Genomic DNA, 13,340 nt, shown 5'->3' on the forward strand with positions numbered 1-13,340 from the left:
TGCCAGGTGATCTGGAATAACGAAGCGGTCTGATAGATGGTGCCATCTCTGTCAATCAGGAAGTGAGCGCCGGTGGCGCCTTTCGTTTGATAACTGTGAAAGGTACTGCTGGCTGTCGGCGCATTGGTCTGATGCACAACGATGCCATTAACCGCATCCATCTTTCCACGCTCAATATTATTGAATATTTTCAGGATGATGCGTTCTGCATCAATATAACCACCCTCGTCGATATAAAGCATAAGTCCCTTCCTTAGGTTACAAAAATCAAATAATGGCGTTGGCTTTAATGTCATACCCCATGGAAACCGTGCCTGCCATTCCGCCCTCTGCATTTTGCAAAACATAATCCATCTTCACCCGTGAGAACGATAATCCGACCTTTTCTCGCGGACTGCGCATGGTGTCATAACCGAAAGACTCAACCCGGGTAATGATCACCTCCTCTAAGGTCACACGCAGATACTCCAGCGGAGAACCGCCGGCTTTGCGAACGGCCAGCACGACTTCCGGTATGTGCTTGCCAGTCAGACAGTATTGAAGAAGATTGGGGCTGGCTTTATCGAGGCGGTGATCGAAGTACAGATCGCCGACGGTCGACTTTCCGGCCCCCCCGCCGCTGCCTGAGTGCATGTTGGCAGGCTGACTGACGGCCCATTTCCAGCGTATAACCTCAATCTCACCTTTATGTGAAAAATCCAGAGATTCACCCTCAATCCCCTTAAATGTAATGAAAATATCCTGAGCCATACGTCCTCCTTGTATATGAGTAAAACGATAAAACTCATGGCTATTGGTTTAGCCTGAGCTTATTAGTGGAATAATTAATAAGCTGAATATTTATAAACAAGGGAAGGTACGGCTAATTGAGGAGGGTTATAAATAGTAAAAAAATGATTTTCTAATTGTTGCTGAAGAGATGAGGCCTGCTATCCGCTGTGCGATTAACACAGCCCTGGCGAGGCCTCAAGTAAAGGCGTTAAATTTTCTTGCAGCTTTCCAGCCAGCCGGCGGTATCAATCTTGCCGTTCTCCAGATATTTCTGCTGGTTCTGCCAGTGTGCGGCCAGGAAAGGTTTGAGCCCGGACAGACGCTTGTTCAGGGTCAGCATCTGATCAAAGACGCCAACCTCATGTTTCAGCCCTTCCTGCCCATATAAGGTCGCCGAATCTACCAGGCTACTGGCGTAGTAACTGGTCACCTGCTGTAAACTTTTTGTTTGCTCACCCAGTTTGGTTTTACGGATAGCACAGTTCTGATCGCTGCTGTCTTTATCCTTACACAGCGCCTCATAGTTATGTGTGAGGAAATCGAGGAAGCGACCATCATCCTGCAGCTTGGTGCAGAGGAACGATCCCAGGTTAAGGCTGGCGCGGATCGATTGCGCGCGCTCTTCCTGCTGCTGCTGATTGCTGGCCCGCAGCTGACTTTCCAGGTCATTGAGCTTTTTCTTCAGTGCGGCATCATCTACCCCTGAGGCCAGCGTTCCCAGTGCTTTGACGGTGTCTTTCGCTTCATCTTTTTTCTTATCTGCACCGCTACTGTCTGCCCCGAGCGCAGCCCAGCTTTTTTCCAGCTGCTTAACCCGGCCCGTTGAGGTCATCGCGGGGGCTACCAGCACCAGACGCAGCCCGGTGGTTTTACTGGTCGCAGGGCTGGTACTGTCGTAATAGTTCACCTCTTTGCGCGCCGAACTGCGGATCTCCGCTGCACTGGTCTGGAAGTTGCCCCCGCGCACCACAAAGCCCCCAGCCTGACCGTGCAGGCGATTGAGTTTATTGAGATAGAACGGGGTAAACATCATCTCCGAGACATTGCCCAACATATCATGCAGGCCAAGAGGATTCGGGCTGAGACGCCCGATCAGCTGCACCTTGCCATTGGACGATTGCGCACCGGAATACCACTCAAAGTTTTTCATGTCATCCATTGGATAATGGACATCACGAAACTCCGCGCTGTTGACCTTCAGTCCGCCACGGGCAGCAAACTCCCACTCCACCTCCGTAGGCAGGCGTAAAAAGCCAGCGGTACCGTCTTCTTTCGGCAGTTTATCGGCCGCATTACTGCGTAGCCATTCATTGTATTTATTCGCCACGCTGACCGCATCAAACCAGCTGATACCGGTCTCCGGCACGCTGAGTTTACGCGACGGCGTGGGGCAGGTTCCCTGCGTCAGTGCCTGATATTGCAATGCGGTAAGCTCATATTTTGCCATCAGGTAATAACGGCCTTTGCTCTTACCGGCATCGGAGAAGCTCCCGGCGATAAAAGCCGGATAGCTGTGTTCAACAAAGCCCCATTCTCCGCCATCCTGCCCCAGCGTGATCGGCAGGTCATCAAGGGGGCCAGCCAGAGGAATCTCGACCCGGCGAAAAGCCATCGATCCCTCGCAGGGCATCGGCAGAATGATATCGTCATCATCAGGTTTAGGATTGTAGCTATCGCCTGTCCAGGGCTCGGCCAGGGCAGGTGCGGCACTGGCGAGCAAAGCCAGAAACAGCCAGGATGACAATGAGGAAGGCGTAAAGGTCACGAACAGTCTCCGCTAATCAGTAATAAGAAAATAAGGGTGGCAGCATCACACCTCGCGCAGACTCTGCGCGGGTTCAATATGGATGGCACGGTAAGCGCCAATACTGGCGACCAGCAGCGCTACCACCGCCGTCAGGGCCATGGCCAGCAGGCTATGCATCGGCGTGATTTTGCACAGCATCTGCCCCGTGGCCTGGCTACCCGCCAGCGCCCGGTTAAAGACCTGGCTGGCAATCAGATAGATGCTGTAGCCACCGACATACGCCAGCAAACTGAGCAGACAGCCCTGTATCATCACGTAGAGGCCGACGGCCGGGCCGGTGAAGCCGAGCAGGCGCAGGACAGCGATATGCTTACGTTTGCGATCGACGTTGGCGATAAAAGAGCCCACCAGCGAGGCGATGCAGCCGATCAGGGCCGTCGCGGCGATGGTATTAAAAATCACCCCCAGCACCCGGTTAATGCTTTTCACATTTTCAATATCTGCCAGGCGGCTGGCGGTTTCGATGCGCTGCGCCCGGAGATCGCGCTCAAGACCGGCCACCTGATCAATATCTTTGGCGTACAGTCGGGCGCGGGCATAGCGCGGTGACATGTCGCTGAGGGGGTTGCCGCTGCTGACGCCGAGGGCCGGGGTAGCGAAGCCATCGCGGAAATGTTCCAGCATCAGTAACAGGGTCGGGCGAGTAAAGATGGCCGGGCGATTGAAGTAGGTAGCCGGTAAAATACCCACCACGGTCAGACGCTGACGCCCCCACTCGCGGCGCTCTTCAAACAGGCGGTTCACCCGGAGATCGATCGTCTCCCCGACGCTGACGGCCAGCTTGCGTGCGGCTTCCTGGGTTAACACCACCTCATTGTCATGACGCAGGATAAGGCTGCCCAGTAACGGGTCGCCTGACGCAGTGGGGATCACTTCGGCGCTTTCGATAAAATGGGTGCTGTCGGTTTGCAGATCGGCCAGCGTGTTCAGCGAACGCGTCTGCCCGATAGCAAAGCCCACGTCGGGCCGCTGTTGCAACTGTTCGATCCAGGCCTGGTCATAGCTGTTGCTGCTCAACATGCGGATCTCAAGATTACGCGGGTCTTTCGCCAGGTCGTCCTGTAACTGGCTGACAATGCCAAAACGCAGGCCGAACAGCAGCAGCAGAGGGGCTATCACCGCCACCAGCGAAGAAATGATGCAAAAGGAGATGGTGCGGTCGTGCCACAGGTCCTGCAAAGCGAGCCGGGCAAGCAGCGGAGTTCGGTTAAAGGACAAAGCGGGTTTCCCCCTGGACAGGCTCTGATGAATCGGCCGGATTCACGGCTGGGGCATCGGTGCGGGCGATCAGGCAAGGTAAGCCGAAACGTTCGACCAGTGGCCAGTCGTGACACACCACCAGCGCCATCATCCCTTCCTGACGCACCAGCTCAATAAACAGATTAAACAGCTGCTGCGCATTGTGAGGATCCAGCGCGGCGGTGGGTTCATCCGCCAGCACCAGCGCGGGACGATGGACAATGGCCCGGGCAAAGGCGGTTCGCTGTCTTTCACCAAAGGATAACTGCGCCGGATAGCGGGCCAGTAAAGGGCCCAGTTTCAGGGTGTCGATAATCCGGTTCAGCAGGGTTTTGTCGGGCGTTTTGCCCAGCAGCTGGCAGGGCAGGCGGATATTGTCGCGCACGTTCAGATAGGGAAGCAGGCCGCCATTTTGCAAGACGAACCCTAACTGGCGTGCACGCATATCGGCCAGCTCCGCCTGACGATCGCCATTGAGCAAGGCGGCAACATCCCGTTGCCCGCTCGCCTGGCTCAACATAAAACGCCCGATGTGGCTGGGGCGCAGCAATAAGCCGATGGCTTCCAGCAGCGTACTTTTACCACAGCCGCTTTCGCCGGTGACAGCCATCACCTCGCCCGGCCGCAGTGCCAGCTGCGGCAGCGAGACACGGTGGGCCTGGCTTCCCTGCCCCCGGACAATACACAGGTCCTCAATGTGCAGCATCAGGGCATCATTTCCAGCGGCACCGGGTAGACGCGATCGCGCGGATCGCTGCCAGCGGCAAGCTCAACCCAGCGATCAACATCGGCGTTATATTTCTGGTAGTGGCGCAGCTTGGCCGACAGCGTGCGAATAAATTTCTCCTGCGACAGCCCATCCCAGCTTTTCCATGTCTCTTCGTCCAGATTCAACACGTCGCTGCGATAAGGTAAGTCGGCGAGATATTCGCCCAGCACCCCGAGATCGTTGATTTTGGTATTTTCCTGCTGCTTAAGCTGGTTAGGATCGGCGCCCATAGTGGCGGCGACAGTACGTAAACGCTCAAACATTTTTGCCGGAGAGATCATGCCCTCGTTCGCGGCTTGCAGGATCTGACTGACCACATCGCTTAAATCACTTAGCTGTCCCTTAGTCAGCAGCACCCGCACATCCGTGGTGGGGATATTCTGCTTAATCAGGTCACGGTCGCTGATCCAGGCTTTAAACACCAACGGTGCCTGGGTGCCGTTCTTTTTGCCGAGATAGGCCAGCTGCATTGCATGACCAATCAGCGCCGTATCCTGCAGTAATTTCTGCTCGGGCGTCAGCTTCTTACCATCATCTTTGGCATAGATCGCACTGCCGATGGCTGCATCCCCCATATAGGCGGACTTCACCTGCGCGGTAATGGCAGAGGCCAGGGCATCAATCTGCTGACCAAAGACGGACAGATCGCCGGCATCCACCGTCTGGTACAGGTTGGACTGCGTGCTGTCAAAGTTAGAGAGATCGCGATACTGGCTTTCTGCTTTAGCGTGGTCATCTTTGCCGCTGGCGGTTTTCAGGTGCAGGGTATAGATGGCGATGCCACGATTGCCCGCCTCCAGGCGCAGCTGGCTGGCATCCAGACCGGTACCTGACAGTTTATTGCTGCCCTCAATGGCACCGGCATCGGTGATTAATACCACGTAGCGGGCGCCAAACGGGCTCCAGTCGATGTCGTCGATAGCCGACATCACACCGGCATAGGCATCTTCGTCATACAGCGAACTGGAGACTTTGGCTTCTTTCAGGTCGGCGACCTTTTTCAGGAAGTCCGGGCCATCTTTCACCTGATTGGGATCGGCGAAGATTTTGGTGCTGAATTCCAGGCCCGGCACCGCTTTGGTGTTTGAGCGATAGGACACCAGACCAAATTTCACCTGCTCCCCCAGATTCTCCTGTTTGATTTTATCGTAGATCTTATTCACCGCTTCCCTGGTGCGATCGATATACGGTCCCATTGAAATGGTGGAGTCGATAACAAACACCACCGAGGCGTTGAACCCTTTGATTTTGTTAACGCTCTCTTCTTCTTTGGCGGCGGCGGCGGCGGCGGTGGCGTCGGCTTTACTCACCGAAGCAACGTTCAGCAGGCGGGTATAGAAGCCCTCTTCTGTCATCACCTCTTCACCGCTGAGGATCGGCAGCAGGTAAAACTGCTTTTGCAGATCGACAAATAACGCCGGTTCCTGGGCCTGTACCCCGTCTGCATGGCCGTCACGCTTCAGTTTGGCACGCAGCGGTGCAACCAGAGAAACCGGGTCTGCTGCGGAGAGAATATCGTCCAGACTTTTTCGCTCTTTGAAAAACAGCAGGCGGTCGCGGTTGGCCGGATTGGTGAAGGCCAGGGTCAGCTGCATTTTCCAGTCAACGGTGCAGGCCTGGGGTAACCAGCCGATTTTTTTGCCGTAGCTGTCGGGCCCGACTTCGATCCAGCTTGCGCCCTTCACCTCTGTTTTTTGGTAAACGTACAGACTGCTGAAGGCGGGCTGTATCGTGCCTTTCGCTTCGCCAGCAGCGTTGCTCAGAGTGCAACCCGGCGTGGTGAGTACTCGCTGAAATAAGGTTTTTTTCCCTTCCTGCAGCAGCGGTTTATCGCCATCAGCGGCCAGCGCATGGCTGGACAGCAGCAGGGCACAAAGCGGCAGCGCCAGACGCAACATCGGGGAAGGGATCATTTTTCCAGCTCCTCAAGGCGTTGTTTGACCTGTTTATTATCCGGTTCAGCCTGCAGTGCGGTCTCGTACCAGTAGGCTGCCGTGTCTTTATCCGCCGTTTTGAAGCACTCGCCCGGCTGATGGGATTCAGGATCGTATTCACGGGCGTAAGCGATGGCGATCTTACTGTCACCCCCCTGTGCGCGGTTGGCATACAAACGCTGTGCCACGCCGCATTTCTTCGCCTCTTTGGCGGCCTGAATAATGGTCAGTAACGCCTCGCTGTCGAGCTTCTGCTCAACACAGCCCTGCACGAAATCGAGCTCTTTCTGGCTATTCAGGTTAGCAACGGTACAGGTGCTGGCAGCGGTGGTCTCTGCCGTTTTTTCTGCGCCTGCCGCAGGTGCCGAAGAGGGTTCCGTCGTGGCCGACGCTGGCGGCACCGCGGCGGCGGACGTGGCTTCCTGTTGCGCATCAGCAGCAGCAGGGGTGGCAGTATCGCGCCCCAGGAACCACCAGAGCCCGGCGGCGATCAGCAGCAGGGCCAGCACGGCACCGGCGATAATGGCGATCAGCGGTACACGGGATGGCGTGCTTTTCCCTTTGGGTTTATCCGCGGCAGACACGGCAACCGTGGGCGCAGGCTGGACAACGGGCGGGGCAACCGGGGCGGCTACCGGCGGGGACACCGGTTCCGGCGTGGGCAGCACGCTGCTGCTGCTGTAGTTGCCGGTCTGGCCACGCGCCTCCGACGAGAACAGCTCATCGCGCGCCAGCTGGAGCGTGGTGTTACGCACTTCACCTGAGGCCAGTTTGACCTGGATTTGCACCTGGCTGGCATTGGCCAGCAGTGGGTCAAGGATCGTTGGGCCAAGACGAAAACCACTGCCGCCTGCCAGCGCATAGCCGCCAGCGACGGTAAACCAGTGTTGTGCCGCCCCCCATCTGCCATCAGGTTGCAGGTAATCCTGCTCGTTGTTGCAAAGAATAAAGGTCAGGTCAGACAGGATGGCCTGCTCGCCGCGCAGGCGCACCATCAGTTGTGCCGTACCCGGCGCTGCCGGTTGGCAGGCGAAGATTTTAGCTAGCATGGGGTGTTCTCTTGTTTCAACTGGCGGATAATCTGACCCAGCTGCTGGTTATGTTCGAAGGAGATATCGCGCGTGGCGCTGTGGCCGGCGTTGTCCAGAATGACGGTCATCAAGGCCGATAACCAGTCACCCATCCAGGCCACACCGGGCTGCGGTGCCACGGCTGCCAACTGAGGTAACGCATCGCCGGTCAGCGGTGTCTGACGCGCAAACACTTTCTTTTTCTCACCCACATAGCTGTTGGGCACCTGCTCTTCCGGCAGAGAGAGATAGCCGAACCAGGCAATAAAATCACGCATCGCCAGCTGGGTACGCAGCACCTGACGCGCCCTCAGCTGGTCATGATGGGTATCTGCCTGCTCCTGACCCGCCAGCGCCTGTTTCAGGGTGCCCTCCAGATCGAGGCGAGTGGCGGCCGCAATCAACTCTTCAGTGAGCAGATTCATCAGCTCGCTGTTCAGGCCGAGGGCGGACCAGTGGGCCGTTTGCTGCGGTAACTCCCTCAGATGAGCCACCCAGGCTTTGAAGGCCTGATGGGCGAACTCGTCCTCCTGGCTCACCCTTACAGACGCAGGCGCGGTGTCGGCAACGGCGGCCACCTCCGCCGTCACTGAACCGGAGAAGGGATCGCTGGCAAACGGATTGCTGCCAAACGGATTATCGCCAAACGGATTGCTCGCCAGCACCTGAACGGGGCGCGGGTCACCGGCCGCCGCGGATGCCTGATCCTCATGGCGAATACTCAGATAGATGTTGTTGAGTTCAGGCGTGGGAAGTTCCAGGCGACTGATCATTTCACCGATGCTGTGCGCACTGGCGGATAACCCCTGCCACAGATCTTTGGCAATCGCCTGTTTCTTCGCCCGCTGATCTTCGCCACCCTGTTCATACCAGCGGCCAAGCTGTTGATCGCCGGTTTCATGGCGGCACTGCACTAACTGCTGATGCAGGCGCTTCAGTTTGAAATCCAGATGAGCAACGCGGCGCAGGGCTTCGGTGAGGCGACGCATCCCGCCATCGTTCAGCGTCAGCATCGCCTTCCATGCATCCTGCGGTTCGGCCAGATATTTCCGCACCAGCTCGCCATCGATAAAGGTATTGCCCATTCTGTCGAGCACCTCGTGATAGCGTTCAGCCAGGGACACTTCTTTAAGTACCTCCTGACCGGGTTCACGCACCAGGTCCAGGAAGGGATTATCAATCCCCGGTTTACGCACCAGGAAGACATTCTGGAACGGTTTCCCTGGCATCCACTCCTGGAGCCATTCGTAATGAGCAAAACGCTCGCGCAGGGTGATATGCAACATATCTTCCCAGCCCATTTTTAGCTGAGTGTCAGTATGTTCCAGGCTGTCGCTGATGCGTTTGTCACACATCGTGATGGCCCAGAACAGACCCGGGGCGCCGCTGCGTTCACCCGCCTTACCCTGAGTTTTTTCAACCCACCGGTTTAACACCGGGCCGACATCGGCCACGTCGCTCTGCTTGGCGGCACTGGCGCACACCACCAGCGCATTCATCTCCTGGTTATCGGTGTAGCGCTCGAAAAGATAGGCCACTTTACCGCGCAGCAGTAACTGCGAGATGGGGTTGAGCCCGCCCTGACCGGCATCTTCCAGCTTGTCAATTTTGAGGCGTCCGCGGTAACCCGGGAAATCAAGCAAATCGACCTGCTCCACAATGCTGTCCTGCGGGACTTCCGCCAGCGGGAAAATCAGCTCCGCGGTGAGCGCGGTCAGTTCGGCTTGTGACAAAGAGGCGCTGACGGATTGTTGATCGTCGTTCCAGTAACGGATATCAACATTGCGATCCTGATGGGAACCGAGGCGATTCAGGCTATCGACGTTCATGATGCTGCCGCTACTGTGATCGGTCAGCGTCTCCAGCGGCGCAAACACCATTCTGGCATGGTTTATTTTCACCAGCACCCTGGCCAGTGAACGATAGGTTTCCGTCAGTGCGCTCTGTTTACCCCACAGCAGAGAGAACAATTCTGCACGTTCTTCCGGACGCAGCCCAGGGGCTATTTTCAGTACCTGCGGCCAGTAAACCGATCTGAGTTTTCCCACGGATCTTTTGAACGATGTATCAAGGTAGTCCCATAAAGACACCACATCTTCGCTGCTGACGCCGGCGCAGATTTCACGCTGTTCGGCACGAAGCAGGAAGGGACGCAGGTGTTCTTCAATGTGGCTTTCATCGAGTTCATCGCCCAGTTGCTCCTGATTAAAGTCGTTAAACCAGGTGTTCGTCAGGATTTTGGCAATATCGATTTCGCTAAACAGACGCAGCGGGACAGGGTAACCCGCAGGTGCTTCTGGTGCCTGTCTGGTAAAGCGCGTGACCAGGCCCGTGGCCTCCTTACCCCCCCCAACCGGGTTGACCTCTTTAATAAAGTCGACTCGTCGGTCGCCATAGGCCGCTTTCAGGCTGCCGTGGCTGCCCGCTGCCAGCGCTGAGATCAGGTAGGACTTGCCCGCCTGAGAAATGCCGAAAAAACCCACCGTCATCGGCGTCGAGGCGACATGTTGCAGATTGTTGGCCAGATTGCGGGTACGCAGCAAACTGAGGTTGAGTTTGTCCGCCTCGTTATCCAGGCGGCGCGAGCCGACACGCACGGTTTCTACCCAGCCGCGTGCATCCTGACAGCTCCGGGCGATCGCTGCCCAACCTTGGGTAAGAGATTCTGGTTCGCTGTTCATTATTTTTTCACACTCCCGCTATCGAGCCAGTGCCGGCTGTCAATGAGCCCGGTATCGGGCATGGTATTCAGTTCCAGTTCTAAATCCCCTTTGCTAAAGGATTTATCGGTGTTGCTGCTGACATCTGCGATGGTCAGGCGATCGCTGATCAGCCCTAACTGGCGCGCGCGTTTGCCTTTATCCACGGTCAGCCGCACCCTGAGATAAGGGGAGCCGCTGTCACTCGACTGCGCCGTGGAGAATTTTTGACGGCCCTTTTCGTTGAAACGCAGGGTGTAGAGCGGAGCGGCAGACCAGCGTTCGGCATCCAGCTGGCGATATCCCAGCCGCAGATCGCCACGCATCACGATGCTTTGCATTGCGCCCTCGCCCTCTTCGCTGCGTTCGCCCGGCAGGGTGATCTGGCCATTCTCTGACTGGATATGGCGGTAGACCACATCGGCATCACGCAGCAGGTTATCCATATCGATAATGCCAATATGGCGAATGGTCGAGTAAGGCTTCAGCGCCGAGACACGGAAATGGAAGTTAGGAATACTGTGATTGGCGCACAGCTGTGCCAGCATGGCGCCGACCGAGGCGGTGCTCTTCGGATCGTCGATATAGCCATTTTTGTGGAACGGATACCAGGTGCCGGTCTGGTAGCCATGCAGTGGCAGAATGCGTCCCGGCGGTAACGGCAGATTGCGACGAATGATCGCCTGGATGCCCGGTAGCTGTGAAGGCCGCCCCGTCAGCAGCAGCATGTCGCAGTGATAGCAGGACAACACTTCGCACAGGGCAGTGAGCACCTTATCAATGTTGAACTTGCCCGAGCACAGATCGTTATGCACCTTCACCAGCGACAGGTTGAGGGTGATATCCACCAGCCTGAAATCATTCGGGCCACCCGCTTTTTGCACTTCGCGACGCACAAAGCCATCGACTTCGTCACGAATACTGCCAGCAGGCAGTAACTCACTCACCTTGCGGTTGATCAGCAGGTGGGTTTGCTCATCCAGCGGATCAAAGTGCTCGTAGCTGCTCAGAATATGCAGCGCCAGTGGCACAAACAGCTGCAGGCTGAGTTGCTGACGCAGTACGGCTTCAGCAGCACTGATATTTTGTGATCCGCACAGCTGCGACATCAGCGTTTCAACCGTGACTACTCCGGCATCACGCAGCGCCAGCTCGAAGGCGGGCAACACATAGGCCTGGATCACATCCAGCAGAATGTCGTCACCGGCGGTTTTGAAGCTGTCACGAAAACGCTGATGGGGAATGATATGTGCGTTAGCGCCGCTGCCTTCCAGGCCATTGCGATCCAGACGGTAGTCGGTGATCACCAGGTCCGTGGTTCCACCTCCGATATCGAGGGATGCCAGCGTGATGGTTTCACGATCTTTGCGGTCCGGGCGGCCAAGGGTATTGAAGAACACCTCCGGGTGGCCGGCAAAGTTCTGATTGATCTCGGTGTACAGATACACCAGCTGCGCACAGGAGGCCTCGTCCCATTCCACGCGAATTTTTGGTAAGGGGATACGGATATTCCCCTGGGTGGATAACTCCTGTTCATCCAGATACGGGTCATTCTCGCCGTTGTGCCAGCGCAGCGATTTCCACACTAACCCCACCGCCTGACGCATGCGGTCATCCAGGATACAGCGTTCAGCCATCGGCAGGCCTGGCGGCACCGTCAGAATGATATGACGGAGCTGGCGAGGAATACCGGCGTGGCCCTGACGGGTACGCTGTTCCACGCTGTTAATCTGGCTGATGGCCTGGGTCAGCACTTCCGACAGCATAAAGGTCATCAGCGAGCTGCGTGAATAGCGCGGTGTGAAGACCGGAATGCGATCCATCTCGTCTTCAATGGTGTGCAGCGCCTCGCCTTTTTCGTCGATGAGGTTGGCAAAGGGGGCCGCGGTCGCCAGCGGGTTGGTGTCCTGCACGTAGCTGCCGTTGAAACGCCAGCCCTGGCCATAAAACTTCTCATCCCACAGGTAGCGCTTAGGGCTGGACAGACCGGTGGAGCCTTCACTGCCGCGGCGGCGTGCCGCTAAACGTGTGGCTTCCCCGCCGATGCGGGCGATGGTCGGCCACTGGAACGCGTCATGTCGGCCGCTGCGCACAGAGCAATGGTCTTTGCCGAAAAAGGCCTGAGAGAACTCCACCCGGCTTTCAAAGGGATCGGTGTAGATGTGCTCAGGATTGCTGAGATCGCGCAGTTTCAGCACATAGTTGTGCATCAGACCGGAACCTGACTGGCCATGATCTTCAATCAGGATCCCGCAGGTGCGTGAGTTACCGACGTCGAGGATCAGATCCACCGGGATCGGTTTAATGGCATTGGTTTCGCGATTGGCGATCATGCGGAACTGCGGCAGTTCGATGGCAGGCGCGGTCTGGGTTTGCAGCCCTTCCACCGGAATGGCCATCAGTGACAGCAGGTTAAGGTAGTGCGCCAGAGGATAGTGCTGCGCCAGCTCCTGCTCCTGTTCATCCAGGTCACGGCCTTTGCTGCTCTCTTTGAACACCTCTTTCAGCCAGTCTTTGACCCAGTCCTGCGTCAGATACCAGTTGAGCGCATAGGTGGCGGTTGCCACGGCAAAGGTCGCACCGGCGTTGACGTCTTCCTGATTAGGACTGAGGTCGGCTGCCGACTGCTGCCGGGCCATGATGCGGGTATCCATCGCCAGCGTCATGCGGTGAGTGTGGCCATCCATGTCCGGTTCCGGCAGTTTGACCAGACGAAAACGCGCCCAGTTCAGCGGCCCTTCCTGATAGACATTCGGCGGGCTGAAACGGAACAGGGGCAGCGGTAACCAGACGCTGTCCAGTAGCGCCAGGCTGGCATCCACCGGAATATCGTACTGGCTTTTGGCCTTCTCAATCGCGTCAGGCGTCGGTTGATAGAAATAGTAATCGCGCTGCTCGTTGTAAATCAGACGCGTGAGCACGCCATTGGCTAATTTAACAAACTCCCCCGCAGGCAGACGTTTTGGCGTCAGGCCGAAATCCATAAACTGGATACCGGAGTCGCCGACCAGGGTGATTTGACGATCAAAAGAAACAATCTCAGGCAACATA

At 56.8% G+C, this 13,340-nt stretch carries 9 protein-coding genes; all 9 read right to left on the reverse strand.

What is annotated here, in order from left to right; genetic code table 11:
* Window positions 1-242: N-acetylmuramoyl-L-alanine amidase (locus HHI26_RS18780; RefSeq protein ID WP_171149501.1), on the reverse strand; the 242-nt coding region annotated here is incomplete at its 3' end.
* Window positions 243-267: 25 nt separating this feature from the next.
* Window positions 268-750, reverse strand: coding sequence for a type VI secretion system tube protein Hcp (locus tag HHI26_RS18785; protein ID WP_171149502.1), 483 nt, complete (start codon window positions 748-750; stop codon window positions 268-270).
* A gap of 229 nt (window positions 751-979) precedes the next feature.
* Window positions 980-2,536, reverse strand: a complete 1,557-nt coding sequence (locus tag HHI26_RS18790) for an SUMF1/EgtB/PvdO family nonheme iron enzyme (RefSeq protein WP_133844673.1) — start codon at window positions 2,534-2,536, stop codon at window positions 980-982.
* Window positions 2,537-2,581: 45 nt separating this feature from the next.
* Entirely contained in the window at window positions 2,582-3,796 is a 1,215-nt protein-coding gene (locus HHI26_RS18795; protein WP_159338592.1) for an FtsX-like permease family protein, read from the reverse strand.
* On the reverse strand, window positions 3,786-4,523 hold the full coding sequence (locus HHI26_RS18800) for an ABC transporter ATP-binding protein (protein WP_159338593.1): 738 nt from the start codon (window positions 4,521-4,523) through the stop codon (window positions 3,786-3,788). The genes HHI26_RS18795 and HHI26_RS18800 overlap by 11 nt, the downstream gene beginning before the upstream one ends.
* Complete coding sequence (locus tag HHI26_RS18805; RefSeq protein ID WP_171149503.1) at window positions 4,523-6,499, reverse strand: vWA domain-containing protein; 1,977 nt, start codon at window positions 6,497-6,499, stop codon at window positions 4,523-4,525. The genes HHI26_RS18800 and HHI26_RS18805 overlap by 1 nt, the downstream gene beginning before the upstream one ends.
* On the reverse strand, window positions 6,496-7,569 hold the full coding sequence (locus HHI26_RS18810) for a hypothetical protein (RefSeq protein ID WP_133844681.1): 1,074 nt from the start codon (window positions 7,567-7,569) through the stop codon (window positions 6,496-6,498). Before HHI26_RS18810 ends, HHI26_RS18805 begins: the two co-directional genes overlap by 4 nt.
* The gene (locus tag HHI26_RS18815) at window positions 7,563-10,271 is read right to left on the reverse strand and encodes a virulence factor SrfC family protein (RefSeq protein ID WP_133844683.1); all 2,709 of its coding nucleotides are present in this window, start codon (window positions 10,269-10,271) and stop codon (window positions 7,563-7,565) included. The genes HHI26_RS18810 and HHI26_RS18815 overlap by 7 nt, the downstream gene beginning before the upstream one ends.
* Window positions 10,271-13,339, reverse strand: a complete 3,069-nt coding sequence (locus tag HHI26_RS18820) for a virulence factor SrfB (protein ID WP_133844685.1) — start codon at window positions 13,337-13,339, stop codon at window positions 10,271-10,273. Before HHI26_RS18820 ends, HHI26_RS18815 begins: the two co-directional genes overlap by 1 nt.
* Between the last annotated feature and the right edge of the window lies 1 nt (window position 13,340).

This window comes from Erwinia sp. JH02 (assembly GCF_013074405.1).
GTDB lineage: Bacteria > Pseudomonadota > Gammaproteobacteria > Enterobacterales > Enterobacteriaceae > Erwinia > Erwinia rhapontici.